The 18,018-nt window shown below is 69.3% G+C and carries 17 protein-coding genes; 10 read left to right on the top strand and 7 right to left on the bottom strand.

Going from position 1 to position 18,018, the window contains the following annotated elements:
* A partial coding sequence (locus E1294_RS44165; protein WP_181958650.1) for a PucR family transcriptional regulator ligand-binding domain-containing protein occupies window positions 1-575 on the bottom strand: 575 nt, incomplete at its 3' end.
* A gap of 382 nt (window positions 576-957) precedes the next feature.
* Here E1294_RS44165 and gabT point away from each other — a divergent pair.
* A complete protein-coding gene (gabT, locus tag E1294_RS44170; protein WP_132517465.1) occupies window positions 958-2,286 on the top strand; it encodes a 4-aminobutyrate--2-oxoglutarate transaminase in 1,329 nt (442 codons plus the stop codon).
* A gap of 160 nt (window positions 2,287-2,446) precedes the next feature.
* Window positions 2,447-2,701 carry a hypothetical protein gene (locus E1294_RS44175; RefSeq protein WP_425465264.1) on the top strand — a complete coding sequence of 85 codons (255 nt, stop codon included), beginning with the start codon at window positions 2,447-2,449 and terminating at the stop codon, window positions 2,699-2,701.
* 142 nt (window positions 2,702-2,843) lie between these two features.
* Here E1294_RS44175 and E1294_RS44180 read toward each other — a convergent pair whose 3' ends face one another.
* The 3 genes from E1294_RS44180 to E1294_RS44190 form a co-directional block, all read right to left on the bottom strand.
* Complete coding sequence (locus tag E1294_RS44180; RefSeq protein ID WP_165977819.1) at window positions 2,844-3,950, bottom strand: extracellular solute-binding protein; 1,107 nt, start codon at window positions 3,948-3,950, stop codon at window positions 2,844-2,846.
* An 84-nt stretch (window positions 3,951-4,034) separates the two neighbouring features.
* Entirely contained in the window at window positions 4,035-5,540 is a 1,506-nt protein-coding gene (locus E1294_RS44185) for a CoA-acylating methylmalonate-semialdehyde dehydrogenase (RefSeq protein ID WP_132517469.1), read from the bottom strand.
* Window positions 5,537-6,817, bottom strand: coding sequence for an aspartate aminotransferase family protein (locus E1294_RS44190; RefSeq protein WP_132517471.1), 1,281 nt, complete (start codon window positions 6,815-6,817; stop codon window positions 5,537-5,539). The genes E1294_RS44185 and E1294_RS44190 overlap by 4 nt, the downstream gene beginning before the upstream one ends.
* A gap of 103 nt (window positions 6,818-6,920) precedes the next feature.
* Between E1294_RS44190 and E1294_RS53585 the strand changes: the two genes are divergently transcribed.
* Together E1294_RS53585 and E1294_RS44195 are read left to right on the top strand one after the other, a co-directional pair.
* Window positions 6,921-7,058, top strand: a complete 138-nt coding sequence (locus E1294_RS53585) for a hypothetical protein (protein WP_165977820.1) — start codon at window positions 6,921-6,923, stop codon at window positions 7,056-7,058.
* On the top strand, window positions 7,055-7,753 hold the full coding sequence (locus E1294_RS44195; protein WP_132517473.1) for an alternative oxidase: 699 nt from the start codon (window positions 7,055-7,057) through the stop codon (window positions 7,751-7,753). The genes E1294_RS53585 and E1294_RS44195 overlap by 4 nt, the downstream gene beginning before the upstream one ends.
* On the opposite strand, the gene E1294_RS44200 is transcribed toward E1294_RS44195, so the two are convergent.
* On the bottom strand, window positions 7,750-9,222 hold the full coding sequence (locus tag E1294_RS44200) for an MFS transporter (protein ID WP_132517475.1): 1,473 nt from the start codon (window positions 9,220-9,222) through the stop codon (window positions 7,750-7,752). The genes E1294_RS44195 and E1294_RS44200 overlap by 4 nt on opposite strands.
* A gap of 54 nt (window positions 9,223-9,276) precedes the next feature.
* Here E1294_RS44200 and E1294_RS44205 point away from each other — a divergent pair, with 54 nt between their 5' ends.
* From E1294_RS44205 to E1294_RS44220, 4 genes are all read left to right on the top strand, one after another.
* On the top strand, window positions 9,277-9,978 hold the full coding sequence (locus tag E1294_RS44205) for a TetR/AcrR family transcriptional regulator (RefSeq protein ID WP_132517477.1): 702 nt from the start codon (window positions 9,277-9,279) through the stop codon (window positions 9,976-9,978).
* A gap of 13 nt (window positions 9,979-9,991) precedes the next feature.
* On the top strand, window positions 9,992-11,620 hold the full coding sequence (locus E1294_RS44210) for an AMP-binding protein (protein WP_132517479.1): 1,629 nt from the start codon (window positions 9,992-9,994) through the stop codon (window positions 11,618-11,620).
* A gap of 65 nt (window positions 11,621-11,685) precedes the next feature.
* Window positions 11,686-13,302 carry a PucR family transcriptional regulator gene (locus tag E1294_RS44215; protein ID WP_132517481.1) on the top strand — a complete coding sequence of 539 codons (1,617 nt, stop codon included), beginning with the start codon at window positions 11,686-11,688 and terminating at the stop codon, window positions 13,300-13,302.
* 27 nt (window positions 13,303-13,329) lie between these two features.
* A complete protein-coding gene (locus E1294_RS44220) occupies window positions 13,330-13,713 on the top strand; it encodes a cupin domain-containing protein (RefSeq protein ID WP_132517483.1) in 384 nt (127 codons plus the stop codon).
* 57 nt (window positions 13,714-13,770) lie between these two features.
* Here the strand turns inward: E1294_RS44220 and trpS are convergent, their stop codons facing one another.
* Window positions 13,771-14,733 carry a tryptophan--tRNA ligase gene (trpS, locus tag E1294_RS44225; protein ID WP_132517485.1) on the bottom strand — a complete coding sequence of 321 codons (963 nt, stop codon included), beginning with the start codon at window positions 14,731-14,733 and terminating at the stop codon, window positions 13,771-13,773.
* 257 nt (window positions 14,734-14,990) lie between these two features.
* Between trpS and E1294_RS44230 the strand changes: the two genes are divergently transcribed.
* Window positions 14,991-16,469 (top strand): phosphodiester glycosidase family protein, encoded by a 1,479-nt coding sequence (locus tag E1294_RS44230; protein ID WP_132517487.1) that lies wholly within the window; start codon window positions 14,991-14,993, stop codon window positions 16,467-16,469.
* A 350-nt stretch (window positions 16,470-16,819) separates the two neighbouring features.
* Here the strand turns inward: E1294_RS44230 and E1294_RS44235 are convergent, their stop codons facing one another.
* Window positions 16,820-17,278, bottom strand: a complete 459-nt coding sequence (locus tag E1294_RS44235; protein WP_132517489.1) for an Lrp/AsnC family transcriptional regulator — start codon at window positions 17,276-17,278, stop codon at window positions 16,820-16,822.
* A gap of 97 nt (window positions 17,279-17,375) precedes the next feature.
* On the opposite strand from E1294_RS44235, the gene E1294_RS44240 reads away from it, so the two are divergent.
* Window positions 17,376-18,005, top strand: coding sequence for a LysE family translocator (locus E1294_RS44240; protein WP_132517491.1), 630 nt, complete (start codon window positions 17,376-17,378; stop codon window positions 18,003-18,005).
* Window positions 18,006-18,018: the final 13 nt, after the last annotated feature.

The following is an 18,018-nucleotide window of genomic DNA, read 5'->3' on the forward strand; positions in this document are numbered from 1 at the left end:
GGCGGGTTCTGAGGCCGGGTGCCCCGGAGGCGGCCGAGCTCGTCGGTCACCGCGCCCGTCCTGGCACCGCGCGTGGCATGACGTACCTCGCCCGACTCGTCCAGCAGCGCGGCCCAGCCGCCGACCTCCTTGGCGAGCCGGTCGATGACCGCGTACATGCCCTCCGGTTGCAGCGCGGCCCGCGTGAGCCGTCCCTGGGCGTCGAAGGCGCGGGTGATCTCCTCGTACTGCTCGGCGGCCAGCAGCTCGCTGACGGCCTTGCCGATGGCGATGAACGGGGTCTCGCGCGGCACCTCCAGCAGGGGCAGCCCGTGCTCCTCCGCGGCGGCGATCAGGGCGGCGGGCACCTCCTCGTGCGAGACCCCGACGCCGAAGCCGAGGCCGGCCACGCCGCGAGCGACCAGTCGGGCGACATATCCGGATAGGTCGCCTGCCATCCGCATCCCCGTCGTGAGCAGCAGTTCCCCACCCTCCAAGTACGGAGTCGGGTCCGCAAGCTCACTGACCGCCACCCACCGCACCGGCACGTCCAGCGCACCCGCGCCGGACCGCTCGCCCACCGGAGCCCCCGGCACGGACCGATCACCCGGGCCACCCTGCCCGGACCCGTCACCCGGACCACCCTGCGCGCACCGGTCAACCGGATGACCCCGCTCGGGCCGGTCGCCTCGACGACCCTGCGGCGGCCGGTGGTCCTGACCACCGGGCGCGTCCGCCGCCGGACGGTCGGAGGGCGGACGGTCGGAGGGCGGACGGTCGGAGGGCGGACGGTCGGAAGACAACAGCGCAGAGGATGGGCGGGCGGTGGTGCCGGCGAGTGGCCGGAGGTGCATGCGGCGCACCACGGTCCGCAGTGAAGGAGGCATGTGGGTTTTGTCCATTCTGGCGAATACGACCGCCTTCAGTTTGACATATCGACATATCGGCGCAGGTGAGAGGCCGCCGTAGCGTCGGGGCATGAGCATTCCCCAGGAGCGACGCGTCGTGACCGCGATCCCAGGCCCCAAGTCGCAGGAGTTGCTGGCCCGCAAGCAGGCCGCCGTCCCACCCGGCATCGGCACGACGCTGCCGGTCTTCGTCACCCGCGCGGGCGGCGGCGTGCTCCAGGACGCCGACGGGAACTCGCTGATCGACTTCGGCTCCGGTATCGCCGTGACGAGCGTGGGCAACGCCGCGCCCAAGGTCGTCGAACGTGTCCAGCGACAGGTCGCCGACTTCACCCACACCTGTTTCATGGTCACCCCGTACGAGTCGTACGTGCGGGTGTGCGAGAAGCTCAACGAGCTGACCCCCGGCGACCACGACAAGCGCACCGTGCTGGTGAGCTCGGGCGCCGAGGCCGTGGAGAACGCCGTCAAGATCGCCCGGCACGCCACCGGCAGACCGGCCGTCGTGGTGTTCGACCATGGCTACCACGGCCGCACGCTGCTCACGATGACGCTGACGGCCAAGAACATGCCGTACAAGGAGGGATTCGGCCCGTTCGCGCCGGAGGTCTACCGTGTGCCGCTGGCGTACCCGTTCCGCTGGCCGTCCGGACCGGACAACTGCGCCGAGGAGGCCGCCGAGCAGGCCATCGACATGATCACCAAGCAGGTCGGCCCGGGCAACGTGGCCGCCGTGGTGATCGAGCCGATCGCGGGCGAGGGCGGCTTCATCGTTCCTGCCAGGGGTTTCCTGCCGAGGATCGCGGAGTTCTGCAAGGCCAACGGCATCCTGCTCGTGGCCGACGAGGTGCAGACCGGGTTCGCGCGCACCGGCACGCTGTTCGCCTGCGAGGACGAGGGCATCGTGCCCGACATCATCACCACCGCCAAGGGCATCGCGGGCGGCCTGCCGCTGGCGGGCGTGACCGGGCGCGCGGAGATCATGGACAAGGTGCACGCCGGCGGTCTCGGCGGCACGTACGGCGGCAACCCCCTCGCCTGCGAGGCCGCCCTGGGCGTCCTGGAGACCATCGAGGAGGAGGATCTGGTCGCCAGGGCTCGCCGCATCGGCGACGTCATGCTGCCCCGGCTCAGGGCGCTCCAGGAGCGCTTCGACGTGATCGGCGACGTGCGCGGACGAGGCGCGATGATCGCCATCGAGCTGGTCGAGCCGGGCACCAAGGAGCCGAACCCGGCCGCCGTCCAGGAGATCGTCCGGCGCTGCCACGCCGAGGGCCTGCTGGTGCTCACGGCGGGCACCTACGGCAACGTGCTGCGCTTCCTGCCGCCACTGGTCATTCCCGAGCACCTGCTCGAGGAAGGGCTCGGCATCCTGGAGAAGGCGATCGCCGAACTCTAGAACAAACCCATCCGAATCGGGCACCCGGCTTGCGGCTGGATGCCCGATTTTGTTGGTGTAACAGCCCCCTACTGGGTAGAGAATTCACCCTGACTTGACGCTCTGCTAGACGATCACAGCCACGGTCAGGGTTATAACGGTTCCGGTATACGGATGGGCGATGGCTGCGGGAAGCATGATGAACTGGGGTTCCACCAAAACGGCGGCGCGGAGCATGGTGACGTTCGACCCTGAGGGGCTGACCTGGGCCCAGCGTGACGGCGACGCCTGCGTCGTCTGCCACAAACGCTGGCCACGACCGCGCGTGAGGGTCGGCCGGCTGCCCGACGACGCTCCGGTCCTGGCCTGCGGCGACTGCGCCGAAGCGCTCCTGCCCGCTCCCGCGGCCACCGTCGTGGCCTTCCCGTCCCGCTGAACAGTCCGCCCCGCTGAACAGCCCCCGGCAGCGAGACGCCCCGGGACAGGGGGGAAGGCCCAGGGCGTCTCTGCAGGTCACGCCCAGCGGGGGGAGGGGGCGCGCCCGCGGCACATCACGTCAGATCCGGCGCCTCCGCTTCTCACTCGGCGAGCTCGCGCCACCGTTCGGTCCAGGCGTCATAGTCAGTACATTCCCCGCAAGCGGGCGGCCGTACCGCGAAGACCACATGGTCCAGCTTCTTGTCCTCGCCGACGCCGTACGCCTCGCACATCTGCCTGGCCCGCCCCTTGCACGCCTTGTCGTTGGCCGGAGCCAGCCCCACCCACGCCGCGGCGTCGCGCTGCGCGTCGGGCGCGGTCACCCAGTTGAGCCACCGGTAGGCGCAGGTGGTGTCGGGCACGTTCGCGCCGAGCATCCAGGAGTCGACCCATCCGGTGGTCTCGCGGGTGCGCACGGCCTCGATCGGCTTTCCCGCCTTCTGCAGCAACATCCGGTAGTAGGGTGTGGCCTGGGCATAGTCGAGCGACCCGGTGGCGAACCCCTTGACCAGGTCGATCGGGTTACGCCAGTAGACGCGGTCCTTGTTGCGTTCCAGCATCGTCATCGTCTCGTCGAGCTGCTTCTCGGTCAGCTCGTACGGCTCATCCGCCGAGCCGCCCGCCATGGCCGCGTCGGCGATCGTCAGCGGGGTGTCCCTGAGCGCGACCCGCTCGGAGTCGAACACCTGCCGGAGGTCGCCGCCCTCAACCCGGCCCGAGTCGTAGATGAACTCGTGGTAACCCCACAGGTAGGGCACGCCGTAGACCTTGCCCGACACGGTGGACATGTCGCGGAAGCGCTCGTCGATGTCGTCGTAGCCGGCGACCTTGGCCGGATCGATGGCCTGCACCTGCTTCTTCGCGATCAGGTCGGCCGCCAGCACCGGCCCGGCGGAGATCACGTCGTAGGGCCGCTGGGTGACCTTCTCGGCCATCTCCTCGGAGGTCTGCACGGTGTCGAGCTTCGCGATCCGGCAGCCGGTCTCCTTCTCGAACGCGCCCGTCCAGTTGACCTTGGGGCTGGTGCCGCCGTACTCGGCGTAGCCCCGGTAGGTGAGGATCTGCAGCGTGCCGTCGCTCTGCGTCGCCGTCGGGCTGCTGGTGGGGCTCGGCGAAGGGCTCGGCGCCGGTGTGGGCCGCGCCGCTCCCACGCCGACGACCAGCGCCGATGCGGCGATCGCCAGGGCATAAGTGCGACGACGATCCACGATGTCCCCCCTTGTCCGTCTGCTGGGAGCTTACCGGGGAGCGGGACGGGAGGGACGCGCATCTCTCCCGTCCGGCATCGCGGGTTACCCGTTCGTGGGAAAGCCCAGGTTCACGCCGCCGTGCGAAGGGTCGAGCCAGCGGGACGTGACGACCTTGCCGCGGGTGTAGAAGTGCACGCCCTCGGTGCCGTGCACGTGCGTGTCGCCGAACAGCGAGGACTTCCAGCCGCCGAAGCTGTAGAAGGCCATCGGCACCGGGATGGGCACGTTGATGCCGACCATGCCGACCTCGACCTCGTTCTGGAAACGCCGGGCGGCGCCGCCGTCGTTGGTGAAGATCGCGGTGCCGTTGCCGTACTCGCCGCCGTTGATCAGCTCCAGGCCCTCCTCGTACGAGCCGACGCGCACGATCGACAACACCGGGCCGAAGATCTCGTCGGTGTGCGTACGCGAGCCCGGAGGGACGTGGTCGAGCACCGTTGGGCCGAGCCAGAAGCCGGGCGTCTCGACGGCCTTGCCGCCGCCGAGCACCGCCGTCTCGCGGCCGTCGACGACCAGCTTGGCGCCCTCCTCGACGCCCAGGTCGAGATAGGAGGCGACCCTGTCGCGGTGCGCCTCCGTGACCAGCGGCCCCATCTGCGACTTCGGGTCCTCGCCTGGGCCGATCACCAACCGGCCGACCCGTTCGACGATCTTCTCGACCAGCTCGTCGCCGACCGGGTCGACCGCCAGCACGACCGAGATCGCCATGCAGCGTTCCCCCGCCGAGCCGAACCCGGCCGACACCGCCGAGTCGGCCACCAGGTCGAGGTCGGCGTCGGGGAGCACGAGCATGTGGTTCTTGGCGCCGCCGAGCGCCTGCACCCGCTTGCCGTGCGCGGTGCCCGTCTCGTAGACATAGCGCGCGATCGGAGTGGAGCCGACGAAGGAGAGCCCGCGCACGCCGGGGTGCTCCAGCAGCCGGTCCACGGCCACCTTGTCGCCCTGCACGACGTTGAACGCGCCGTCGGGCAGCCCCGCCTCCTGCCAGAGCCTGGCCATCAGCAGTGACGCCGAGGGGTCCTTCTCCGACGGCTTGAGCACGAACGTGTTCCCGCAGGCGATCGCGACCGGGTGCATCCACATCGGCACCATGGCGGGGAAGTTGAACGGCGTGATCCCGGCCACCACGCCCAGCGGCTGGCGGATGGAGTAGGAGTCGACCCGGGTCGAGACGCCCTCGGAGAAGCCTCCCTTGAGCAGGTGCGGGATGCCGCAGGCGAACTCCACGACCTCCAGCCCCCTGGACACCTCGCCGAGCGCGTCGGAGTGCACCTTGCCGTGCTCGGACGAGATCAGCGCCGCAAGCTCGTCGCGGTGGGCGTACATGAGCTCACGGAAGCGGAACAACACCTGCGACCGCTTCATCAGCGACGCGTCCCGCCAGGCGGGGAACGCGGCCGTCGCGGCCGCCACGGCCGCGTCCACGTCGGCCGCCGACGCCAGCGCCACGTGCCCGCTGACCTCGCCGGTGGCGGGGTCGAAGAGCTCGGCGGTACGGTCTTCGCCGTCCGCGAACGCTCCGTTGATCCAGTGCTTGACCGACTTCACTGAGCTGCTGCCTCTGCGTTGATGGTTTCCAGTGCGGTGACGATGATGCCGAGCCCTTCGACGGCCTCGTCCACCGTGAGGGTGAGGGGCGGTGCCATGCGGATGGCGTTGCCGTACAGGCCACCCTTGCCCGCCAGCAGGCCCGCTTTCTTGGTCTCCTCCATGAAGCGCGACGCCTGCGCGGGGCTCTCGAGTTCGACGGCGAACATCAGGCCCTTGCCCCGCACCTCCTTGACCACGGGCAGCCGCTCGGCCGCCTCCTTGAGCCCGTTGATGATGATGGCGCCGGTACGCGCCGCGTTGGCCTGCAGGTCGTGGTCGAGCACGAAGTCGAGGGTGGCGTTGGCGGCGGCCATGGAGATCGGGTTGCCGCCGAACGTCGACAGGCCCACCGCGTGCGGGGCGTCCATCAGGTCGCCGCGCGCCACGACGCCGCCGACGGCGAAGCCGTTGCCCAGCCCCTTGGCGAACGTGAGCATGTCGGGGGTGACGCCGTGGTTCTGGATGCCGAAGAACGCGCTGCCGGTGCGGCCCCACCCGGTCTGCACCTCGTCGGAGATGAACAGGATGCCCTGTTCGTCGAGCACCTCCTTGTACGCGGCGAGCAGCCCGTCAGGGGCCATCGTGAACCCGCCCACGCCCTGGATCGGCTCGGCGATCAGCGCGGCCACGTCGTTGGAGACGGAGGTCGCCAGCACGTGGCGCAGGTCGTCCACGCACGCCTTGACGTAGTCGGCGTCCGACAACCCCGTGAACTGGGTGAGGTGCCGGTCGGTGCCGTGCAGGAAGTGCACGTTGAGCGGGGAGAGCGAGTTGTTCTTCCACGCCCGGTTGGCGGTGACGCTGATCGCGCCGAAGCTGCGCCCGTGATAGCTCTGCCGCATCGCGAACACCTGGTCGCTCTTGCGCGCGTACGTGGCCAGCAGCAGGGCGGTCTCGTTCGCCTCGGTGCCGGAGTTGGTGAAGAAGACCTTGGCGTCGGGGATTCCGGAGAGCCGCGCGATCTTCTCGGCCAGCTCGACCTGGCCGCGCAGCAGGTAGGCGGTGCTGGTGTGCACCACACCCGTGGCGAGCTGGCGTTCGACGGCTTCGCGCACTTCGGGCACGTCATACCCGATCATGTTGGTCAGGATGCCGGCGAAGAAGTCGAGATAGCTCTTGCCCTCGCCGTCGATGACGCGGTTGCCCTTGCCGCTGACGATCTCGATGGGCTCGGTGTAGTTAAGCGCCAGCCAGGCAGGCATCACTGCCCGATGGCGCGCGAGAAGCTCCGACATGCTCCCGAGTATTCCTTTTTCGCCCCCATCCTCCTATCTCCAGAGTGTCGGAGTAGGAGAAAATCGGGTTACACGTTGTAACGACTCCCCTAGGGGATCACCCGTGCGTCTGGAGGTGTACGCGGTGCCGGTCGGCTACGCCACCGGCGGCACCATGAATGACCACTGGCGGGCGACGCCAGGAACCACCCCGTTCACCCACGATCGGATCATCCGGAACACGAAGGAGAAACCGAGATGACCGTCACCGTCGACCGCCGCCCCGAAGCCCCCTCCGGCCCGCCCAAGCTCGACCGCGAGCAGTTGCGCCGCGCCCAGCAGGAGACGATGGCCACGCCGCGCATGGACTACAGCCTGCTGGCCAGGATGATGTTCAAGCCGGTCGACATCATGTACGGCAAGAAGGGCTCGTACACGAAGTTCGCCATGCTGGAGATCATCGCCCGCGTGCCGTACCAAGCGTGGGAACGGATGGGCTACTGGGCCGTGCACCACTACGCGGGCCGCTCGGCGCTGGCCAGGCGTGTCTTCGAGCGGATCGTGGAGGCCAGGGCCGACCAGGACAACGAGCAGTGGCACCTGCTGATCATGCAGGACCTCGTGCAACGCACCGGTCAGCGGCAGACGTGGCTGCTCCACAAGGCCGCGCCGTGGCTGATCGCGTTCTTCTACTACCACGTGTCCTGGATGTTGTTCCTGGTCAGGCCCGACTGGAGCTACCGGCTGAACGCGGAGTTCGAGGACCACGCCGAGCACGAGTACATGACGTACGTGGCCGAGAACCCGGATCTGGACCTCGTGCCCGACCCCGGCACGTACGCCGCCGAGTACGGCCGCCACCACTCGGTGGCCGACCTGCTCAGGCAGATCGGCCACGACGAGCGCACCCACAAGCTCGACAGCCTCGAAAGCATGAGGGAGCCCCGTGTCCGCTAGACCCCTTCGGCGGCGGGCTCGCGCGCCTCGGCGGCAGAGTCGGGGGCCGGGGCGGGGGCAGGCCGCAGCACCGTGAACGCGAGCAGCGCGGCAGCCAGGGTGAACCCGGCCCCCACCCACGACCCGACGTGCATCGCGGTGGTGAACGCCTCCCTGGCGGGCTCCACCATGCCGAGCCTGAACGCCTCACCGATCGACTCCTGAGCCGTCGCGGGCACGTCGTCGGGCATGGACGAGGTGAACACCCCGGCCAGCACGCTGCCCAGGACAGCGATGCTCAGGGCGAGGCCCACCTGCTGGACGGTGTCGTTGAGCGCCGAGCCGACACCGGCGTGCTCCAGCGGGATCGCCCCCATCAGCGACGCGTACGCCGACGGCCCGGCCAGCCCCCCACCCGCGCCCATCAGCACGAGGGCGCACATCAGCGGCAGGTAGCCGGTGGTGCTCGCCATCACCATGAAGCCGGCGGACATGACGAGCAGACCGGCGGAGACCAGCATCCGGTTGCTCACCCTCTTCCCGAGCCCCGCGCCGATCCCGTTGAACAGCACCGCGGCGGCGGCCTGCGGCAGCATGGCGAGGCCGGCCTGCAGTTCGCCGTAGCCCAGCACGAACTGCAGGTACTGCGTCAGCATCAGCATGACGGCGCCGGCGCCGAACGACATGAGCAGGATCGAGAAGGAGGCGCCGCCGAAGTTACGGTTCCCGAACAGCGCCAGCGGCAACATCGGGTGCTCGGAGCGGCGCTCCCAGAGCACGAAGGCGACCAGGGCGATCACGGCGAGGGCGATGATCAGCGGGTTCCACTCACGTTCGATGATGACGTAGACGCCCGCGGTCAGGCCGACGATCGACAGCGCCACGCCGACCGGGTCGATCTTCCGCCCGCCGCTGCGGGTCTCCGGCATCAGGACGTAGGCGGCGATGATGGCCACCGCCGCGACCGGGATGTTCAGCAGGAAGACCGAGCCCCACCAGTAGTGCTCCAGCATGAAGCCGCCCAGCGTCGGCCCCGCGATCACGCCGAGCATGGCGACGCTGCCCCAGATGGCCATGGCCTTGCGCCGCTCGTCCTCCGCGAAGACGGTCATGAGGATGGACAGCGTCGAGGGCATCAGGATCGATCCGCCGACGCCCATCAGCGCCCGCGCGCCGATCACCTGCCACGGCTCGCTGGCCAGCACCGCGAGCAGCGACGCCCCGCCGAAGAGGGCCAGGCCGATGACGAGGAACCTCCTGCGCCCGTAGCGGTCGGACAGGCTGCCCGCGGTCAGCAGGAGGCCGGCGAAGACGAGCACGTAGGCGTCCAGAATCCACTGGATGTCGGAGTAGGTGGCGCCGAGCTCCTCGATCAGCGACGGGATCGCCAGGTTGAGCACGGTGCCGTCCACGGTCAGCACCAGAAGCGAAAGGCACAGGACGACGAGAGTCCACCACCGGCGCGGATCTCGTACAGTGTTCGAGTACACTCGCACACTGTAGGACAATCTCGAACGGCGTGCGAGTGCCTTTATTCTTGGCGCATGACCGGCAAGCAGTTCACCTCCGTATGGATCCGCGAGCCGCGCAAGGCCACCGGCCCCGGCCGCAGTCGCCAGGAGATCGTCAGAGCCGCCGTGGAGATGCTCGACGAGCAAGGGCTCGGCGGGCTGAGCATGCGCAAGCTCGGCGCCAAGCTGAGCGCCGGTGCAACCAGCCTCTACTGGTACGTCGCCAACAAGGACGAGCTGCTGGAGCTGGCCTACGACGAGGTGTGGGCCGAGATGACCGTCCCCGATCCCGGCCGGGTCGGCTGGCGCGACTCGGCCTCGGCCCTGGCCCACAGCATGCGCCAGGTGATCCTGCGCCACCCGTGGTCGGCCGACCTCATCGGCAGCATGCCCGCGCTCGGCCCGCACGCGATGGGTGTCGCGGACCGCACGCGCAAGATGTTCAAGGCGGCCGGGTTCACCGGGCTGGACATCGACTTCGCCAACGCCACGCTGACCGCCTACGTGTTCGGCATGACGATTCCCGAGATCGCCTGGAACACCGCGATGGGCGAGCGGGGATACGACGCCGACGAGATGCGCGCAGCGGTCGCCAGGGCCGCCGCCGGCCACCCCGACCTGCTGGAGCGCATCAACATGGACACCCACGACGACCCGCAGGCGATGCGGGAGATGTGTTTCGACTTCGGGCTCGTGTCGATGCTCGACGGCCTTGAGCGGCGGCTGGCGACGTAGCAGGATCCGAGACATGAGCGATTTCCGCGCCGCCCGCGACTTCCTTCTCGGCTCCGACCCCGACACCGCACGCCGCGACTTCCGCTGGCCGGAGCCGTCGGAGTTCAACTGGGCGCTCGACTGGTTCGACGGGGTGCTGGCCGCGGAGACGCCCGGCGCCGTCGCGCTGAAGATCGTCGGCGCGAGCAGCGCCTCCTACACTTTCGCCGAGATGTCCGCCCGGTCCAACCAGGTCGCCAACTGGCTGCACCAGCAGGGCGTGCGGCGGGGCGACCGGATCCTGCTCATGCTGGGCAACCAGGCCGAGTTGTGGGAGTCGCTGTTGGCGGCGATGAAGCTGGGCGCGGTCATCATCCCCGCCACCACGCTGCTGACCGCGAAGGACATCACGGAGCGCATCCAGCGCGGCGGGGTCTCCCACGTGATCGCCAACGCCGCCGACGCGGGAAAGTTCACGGGCGGCGAATACACGAAGATCGCCGTCGGCGACGCTTACACCTGGCTGTCCTACCACGAGGCGTACGAAGCGCCCGAGCGTTACGTCCCCGACGGGCCCACCCGGGCACAGGACACGCTCCTGCTCTACTTCACCTCCGGCACGACCTCGCAGCCGAAGCTGGTCGAGCACACGCACGCCTCCTATCCGGCCGGGCACCTGTCGACCATGTTCTGGATCGGCCTCGCGCCGGGCGACGTGCACCTCAACGTGTCCTCCCCGGGATGGGCGAAGCACGCGTGGAGCAACGTGTTCGCCCCCTGGAACGCCGGTGCCACCGTGCTGATCCACGACTACCAGCGGTTCTCCGCCCGCGCCCTGCTGGAGGTGCTGCGGGACGAGCAGGTCACCACGTTCTGCGCGCCCCCGACCGTGTGGCGGATGCTCATCCAGGAGGATCTCGCGGCCTGGCGGCTGCCGCTGCGCACGGCCGTGGCCGCCGGCGAGCCGCTCAACCCGGAGATCATCGACCAGGTGGCCAAGGCGTGGGGCATCACGATCAGGGACGGCTACGGGCAGACCGAGACCACCGCGCAGATCGGCAACGCGCCGGACGACCCGGTCAGGCCGGGCTCGATGGGGCGGCCGCTGCCTGGCTACGCGGTGGTGCTCATCGACCCGGTCTCGGGCGAGCAGGGGGACGACGGTGAGATCTGCCTGCCGCTGGACGACCGCCGCCCCCTAGGCCTCATGTCCGGATATGTCGGTGGGTCGAGTGAAGCCATGCGCGGCGGCTTCTACCACACCGGCGACGTCGCCACCCGCGACCAGGACGGCTACATCACCTACGTCGGCCGGACCGACGACGTCTTCAAGGCCTCCGACTACCGCATCTCGCCGTTCGAGCTGGAGAGTGTGCTGCTGGAGCACGCCGCCGTGGCGGAGGCCGCCGTGGTCCCCGCACCCGACCCGGTACGGCTCGCCGTGCCGAAGGCCTACGTGACGCTCGCGCCCGGCTACGAACCGGACGGGGCAACCGCGCGGGCGATCTTCGAGCACTGCCGCCGGGAGCTGGCGCCGTTCAAGCGGGTGCGGCGGCTGGAGTTCGACGAGCTGCCGAAGACCATCTCCGGCAAGATCCGGCGGGTTGAGCTGCGGGTACGCCAGCCCCGCCACGAGTTCCGCGAGGAGGACCTGATGCCATGACAAGGGATCACAGTGTAAATCGCCCTTTACCCGTTCTTACAGGCTGATCAGCTAGGCTCTGCCCCGTGTTGCCCACCATCGCCGACGTCCTCGCCTTGGAGACCGTGCGCCGGGGCAACCCGCGCGTGGTCGCGGGCGCCGACCGGCTCGACACCAAGGTGCGGTGGGTGCACGTCGGCGAGATCGCCGACATCGCCCATCTCCTGCGCGGCGGCGAGCTCGTCCTCACCACGGGCGTCGCGCTCCCCGACGACCCGGAGAAGCTCGCGGACTACATCGGTGAGCTTTCCTCTGTGGGCGCCTCGGGCCTGATCGTGGAGCTGGGCCGCAAGTTCGTCCGCGAGCTGCCGCGCGCCGTGGTCAAGACCGCCGAGGAGCACGGCCTGCCGCTTGTCGTGCTGACCCGCGAGACGCCGTTCGTGCAGATCACCGAGTCCGTGCACGCCCGGATCATCGACATCCAGCTGGAGGAGCTGCGAGCCTCCGAGCAACTTCACGAGGTCTTCACCGAGCTGTCGGTCGAAGGCGCCTCACCCGCCGAGGTGCTGGCCCAGGTGGCCAGGCTGTCCGGCCGGCCCGTGCTGCTGGAGAACCTCGCCCACCAGGTGCTGGCCTGCGAGTCCGCCGGCCGCGACGCGGGCACCCTGTTGGCGGGGTGGGAGACCAGGTCCAGGGCGGTGGCCCCGGCCGAACGCACCGCGTACGACGCCGCCTCGGGATGGCTGGTCACCACGGTCGGCGCGCGCGGACAGGACTGGGGGCGGCTGATCCTGATCTGCGACTCCTCGCCGAGCCCGCGCGACATGGTGCTGGCCGAGCGCGCCGCCACCACGCTCGCCCTGGGCCGCCTGCTGGAGCGCCACCAGGAATCGCTCGAACGCCAGGCGCACGGCACGATCATCACCGGCATCCTCACCCACGCCTACGCCGATCCCGAGGAGGCCGCCGCCCGCGCTCGCGCGGTCGGAGTGCCGCTCACCGGGCGCAAGCTGGTCAGCGTCGTCATCAGGCCGACCGATCCGGTGGACCAGGCGCTGGACGGCCAGGCGCAGCTCGGCGAGCTGGCCGAGGCGACCGCCGCCGCCTGCCGCGACGCGCGCCTGCCCGCCCTGGTGGGGGCGCTCGACCAGGAGCGCGTCGGGGTCCTGATGCCGCTGCCGCCGCGCGCCCAGGCCGAGCCGGCGCTGACCGCGCTGGCCGACCGGCTGCGCGCGTTGTGGCGGTCCGGCTCGGCGTTCGTGCTGGCGGCGGGCTCGCTGGTGGAGTCCATCAGGGACGTACGCCGCAGCTTTCTCGAAGCCGAGCAGGTGGCCGACGTGGCGGTCCGCCAGCCGGACGGCCGGGCCTTCTACCGGCTGCCCGACCTGCGCCTGCGCGGCCTGCTCCACCTGCTGCGCGACGACGCCAGGCTGCAGACGTTCGCCGAGCGGGAGCTGAGCCCGCTGCTGGCCCACGACGCGCAGCGGGGCGGCGACCTCACCCGCATCCTGCGCATCTATCTCGACGCGGGCAGGAACAAGGCGGTCGCCGCGCAGAAGGCCCATCTGTCCAGGCCCGCCTTCTACGACCGCCTGCGCCGCCTCGAACGCATCCTGGACACCGACCTCGACGACGTCGAGTCGTGCCTTTCCCTCCATGTGGCCCTGCTGGCCCTGGAGTCCTTCCGCCGGGAAAACCGGTGAGCATGCCGATGTGCTGGAATGGGCGATATGTCTGATGTATTGCTGCCCGATCTGGCCGACCTCGGCCGTATGCTGGCCACCGCGGGGGCTTTCTCGGTGCCCGTCCACGACGTACAGCTGACCGCGGACGAGCTCGACCCCGGCCAGATCGTGGCGGGCGAACCCGCCGCCTCCTCACTGGAGCTCGGCGGTGGCCGCGGCATCTGGGAGATCACGCCCGGCGTGGTGACGGACGTGGAGACCGACGAGATCTTCGTCGTGCTGTCGGGCCGCGCCACGATCGCCGTCGAGGGCGGCACCACGATCGAGGTCGGCCCCGGCGACGTCGGACTGCTGGCCGAGGGAGCCAGGACCACGTGGATCGTGCATGAGACGCTCCGGAAGGTCTATCAGACCCGGCAACCCGCATAGACCGGACGTCGGCCGACCACCGCCCGCTGGACTCCGTGACCACGGAACTCGCCGTCCCTAGAACCCCATCGCGGCCTTCACCTCGTCGAGAGTGACGACCGCCCGCTCGCGGGCCCGCTCGTCGCCCTCGGCCAGGATCTGCCGCACGTCCTGCTCTGAGTGCTCCTTCCTGCGCTTCCTGATCGGGCGCAGGAACTCGTTGACCGCCTCCGTCACCAGACGTTTGAGCGCGGCGGCGCCGCCGTACCCGATCTCCTCCGCGACGTCCTGCGGTGACCGGCCCAGGCAGAGGGCCGCCAGCGTGAGCAGATTGGCCACCTCAGGGCGGTGCGTCTCGTCGAACGTGATCAGCCGGTCGGGGTCGGTGCGGGCCTTGCGGATGAGGGCGGCCGTCTCCTCCTCGGTGGCCGACAGGGTGATCGCGTTGCCGCGGCTCTTGCTCATCTTGCCGCCGTCGAGCCCTCTGAGCAGCGGGCGCTCCCCCATCATGGCCTCGGGCAGCGGGAACACCTCGCCGTACCGCTCGTTGAAGCGGCGCGCCACCAGCCGCGTCATCTCCACGTGCGGCAGCTGGTCCCTGCCGACGGGCACCAGCGTGCCCTTGCAGAACAGGATGTCGGCCGCCTGGTGCACCGGATAGGTGAACATCAGACCGCTGACCGCGCGCTGGGAGCTGTGCGCGATCTCGTCCTTCACCGTGGGGTTGCGCTGCAGCTCCGCCACCGACACCAGGCTGAGGAACGGCAGCAGCAACTGGTTCAGCTCGGGGATCGCGCTGTGCCGGAAGATCGTGACCTTGGCCGGGTCGAGCCCGACGGCCAGGTAGTCGAGCAGCAGCTCGGTGATGTTCCGCTGGATCCGGCCCGGCAGGTCGCGGTCGGTGATCACCTGGTAGTCGGCGATCAGGACGTACATGGGATGAACGTCCTGCAGTTTGACGCGATTGGCCAGCGAACCGAAATAGTGGCCCAGGTGCAGCGGCCCGGTCGGACGGTCACCCGTGAGCACGACGTCTTTCATGGTGTCTCTCCTTGGGGATTAATGCCGTCCCGGAGAGAACCCGCACGTTAACCGGGCCGTCTCCGAGACGGCCCGGACATGGGGAATCAGTGGCCGTCTATGGGCCACCACCACATGCCGCTTTGTGTCATATCCGAATTGTATCCACTGGTGGTGTCAATCTCGTAACCTCTCCCCTTCTTTCGCGTGTTCGCCTCCCTTAGAGACCTTGATCTCGTCAGGATGGTGCGGTCCTTTTACCGCCCTCTGGAGAATTCATGTCTCGACGCACCCTCGCCGGCGGCCTGGCCATAGCCGCGGCACTCACCCTCACCACACTGCCGGTCGCGTCCGTCGCGGCCGAGCAGGCGTCGGTCAGGTTCCCGTCGGCCAAGTTCCCGCTGGGCGCCCGGCCCGCGGCGACCAAGAAGATGACGACCGTGGCACAGGGCATCGACCTGTACGACGTGCAGGCGGGCACGTCGACCGACGGTTACACGGTGACCGTGCTGATGCCGTCAGGCCGCGACCACGGGACCCTCCCGACCGCCGAGGCCAAAGCGGCCGAGGTGGAGGCTGCCGGAGAAACCCCCAGCCTGCAGAAGGTGATCAGGCCCGGCGTCGCCGACGCCCCTTCGCAGACCGTGTACATGGTGCGGGTCGGCCTCTGGTCCTTCAAGGACAGGAAGAAGGCCGAGAAGGCCGCCAAGAAACTCAAGAAGGCCGACCTGAAGGTCAAGGTCGACTACCTCGGCGACGACGGCCTCAAGACCACCGGCCCCTGGGACGTCAAAGTCGTCATGGTCGACAGAAAGACCTTCCGCGGCTCGTACGCGGCCTCGCTCGGCAAGAGCGTGGCCAAGCGCGAAACCGTCTCGTCGATGGCCAAGGCAGGCAAGGCGCTGGTCGGCGTCAACGGCGGCTTCTTCAACATCCACACCGCCAAGGCGCTGCGCGGTGAGCCCGTCGGCGCGTCCGTGGTGAACGGCAAGCTCCTGAGCGAGGCCATCCCCGGCCGGTCGGCCGTGGTGCTCAGAGGCAGGTCCGCCAAGATCACCGAGCTGAAGACGACCGTGACCGCGATCTCGCAGGACGGCGAGAAGGCCGAGGTCGACGGCGTCAACCGGGCCGCCGCCAGCGACGAGCTGGTCCTCTACACGGAGGAGTACGGCGCGAAGACCCCCACCGGCGGCGCCGACGCCGTGATCGACGCCGACGGCAGGGTCGTCGGCCTGCGCACTTCCGGCGGCAAGATCATCAAGGGCATGCGGGTGCTGCACGGCAACGGCGTGGGAGCCGACTGGCTCAACGAGCATGCCTGGCAGGACTGGAAGGTGAAAATCGACACCAAGGTCGTCGATCTGCGTGCCAAGAAGGCACTCAAGCTGACCCCCGAGCTGAACGTCATCGCGGGCGGCGTCGGGCTGGTCCGCAATGGCAAGGTCAAGATCACCGCCAAGCGTGACGGCCATGACTCGATGAACATGATCCTCCGCCGCCACCCGCGCACGCTCCTCGGCACCACCAGGAACGGCAGCCTCATCCTGGCCACCATCGACGGCCGGCAGCCCGGAGTGACGGTCGGCGCGAACTTCGTGGAGGCAGCCCAGTTCATGCGCTGGCTCGGCGCCAAGCAGGCCATCAATCTGGACGGGGGCGGCTCGACGGCGATGGTGGTCGACAACAAGGTCGTCAACCGGCCCTCTGACGGTTCGGAACGCGGCATCGGCGACGCCCTCCTGGTCCTCCCCAAGTAACACCCGGAGAGACCGCCGGCGAGCGCCAGGAGAGACCACACAAGAACCCGCACAAGGCACCCCTCTGAAGGCACCCCTGATGAAGGGACCCGTGCCATCGCGCACGGGTCCCTTCTCCATCGGCGCAACGACCACGACCCGGCTCAACCGCCGGCAGGCGGCCGAGGCCGCTCCCTGGTATGCGCCGTGCCGACCACGGCCGAGCTCACCCGATCGCGAGCCCCTTGGCCGAGACGACCACGGGCGTTGTGCAGGAGCCCCAGCCACGAGTGGCGGCACTGGCCGCGTCCGGTCCTCCTCCTGCCGCCGGCCCACTTCGCGATCACGCGGTCGCTTGAGGTCCACGGACCTCAACCGGTCACCGACAGCCCCGCATCCGGCTTCACGGTCTTCATCGCGACATGCGACGTCACCTGCGCCACCCCCGGCAGCCCGGAGAGCCTCTCGGTGTAGAAGCTCTCGTAGGCGGCCAGATCCGCCACCGACACCCGCAGCAGGAAATCGGGGTCGCCGAACAGGCGGTGCGCCTCCACGACCTCCGGCATCCCCGCCACCTGCCGCTCGAACTCCGCCACCGTCTCCTGATCCTCGTATCTCATCACCACGGTGACGAACGCCTGGAACCCGCTCCCCACGGCGCCTCCATCGAGCAGCGCCCGGTATCCGCGGATGACCCCTGTCTCCTCCAGGTGACGCACCCGGCGCAAGCACGGCGACGGCGTGAGCCCAACCCTGTCAGCCAGCTCGGTGTTGCTGAGCCGCCCGTCCGACTGCAGCTCTTGGAGAATCCTGCGGTCAATCCTGTCCACACCGCAATAGTCTGCCACGGCACCCCCCTTGCGGGCACGAATCAACCATCGTGTGCCAAGCCTTCTCGACTACCGTCGCGCGAGGAGGTGGAATCTCATGGACACCCGGCTGCTGCTGCTCTTCCTGGGCATGGACCTGCTGCTGATCTTCACCCCGGGTCCCGACATGTTGTACATCATGGCCCGCTCGCTCGGTCAGGGCCGCACGACCGGGCTGACGGCGGTCACGGGCATCTGCTGCGGCTATGCCGTGCACACCGTGCTGGCCGCGATCGGCCTCGCTGCCGCACTTCGCGCCGTCCCGGCTGCCCTGCCCGTGATGCGGTACGCCGGCGCGGCGTATCTGGTCTTCCTGGCGGTCAGAACTCTGATGGTCCTGCGGAAGAACCACACCGGCCCCACTGCGGAACAGGCCCCGCAGGCGATCGGGGCGGTAATGCGGCAGAGCATGCTCACGGCCCTGCTCAATCCGAAGGGCCTGCTGCTGTACCTGTCGCTGATGCCCCAGTTCATCACCCCGGAGGCAGGCGTTCCGCTGGGCTTCCAACTCACCGTGCTCGGCCTGCTGCACGTCGTGAACTGCGGCCTCCTGTACGGACTCATCGCCGTTGCCGCAGCCCGCGCCGGCCGCGCACTCGCCGGCACCCCGAAGGCCGCGCGCCGCGTCTCGGCGATCTCCGGCACGATGCTCCTCGTGGTCGCGGTGGCCACCCTCGGCGCCCATTGACCAACAAAAAAGG

The sequence above is a fragment of the Nonomuraea diastatica genome (genome assembly GCF_004349015.1).
Taxonomy (GTDB): domain Bacteria; phylum Actinomycetota; class Actinomycetes; order Streptosporangiales; family Streptosporangiaceae; genus Nonomuraea; species Nonomuraea diastatica.

Coding starts and splice junctions, on each gene's coding strand:
- gabT (WP_132517465.1), top strand. CDS start 958: ATGAGCATTCCCCAGGAGCGACGCGTCGTGACCGCGATCCCAGGCCCC.
- E1294_RS44175 (WP_425465264.1), top strand. CDS start 2,447: ATGGCTGCGGGAAGCATGATGAACTGGGGTTCCACCAAAACGGCGGCG.
- E1294_RS44190 (WP_132517471.1), bottom strand. CDS start 6,817: ATGTCGGAGCTTCTCGCGCGCCATCGGGCAGTGATGCCTGCCTGGCTG.
- E1294_RS44195 (WP_132517473.1), top strand. CDS start 7,055: ATGACCGTCACCGTCGACCGCCGCCCCGAAGCCCCCTCCGGCCCGCCC.
- E1294_RS44205 (WP_132517477.1), top strand. CDS start 9,277: ATGACCGGCAAGCAGTTCACCTCCGTATGGATCCGCGAGCCGCGCAAG.
- E1294_RS44210 (WP_132517479.1), top strand. CDS start 9,992: ATGAGCGATTTCCGCGCCGCCCGCGACTTCCTTCTCGGCTCCGACCCC.
- E1294_RS44220 (WP_132517483.1), top strand. CDS start 13,330: ATGTCTGATGTATTGCTGCCCGATCTGGCCGACCTCGGCCGTATGCTG.
- trpS (WP_132517485.1), bottom strand. CDS start 14,733: ATGAAAGACGTCGTGCTCACGGGTGACCGTCCGACCGGGCCGCTGCAC.
- E1294_RS44230 (WP_132517487.1), top strand. CDS start 14,991: ATGTCTCGACGCACCCTCGCCGGCGGCCTGGCCATAGCCGCGGCACTC.
- E1294_RS44240 (WP_132517491.1), top strand. CDS start 17,376: ATGGACACCCGGCTGCTGCTGCTCTTCCTGGGCATGGACCTGCTGCTG.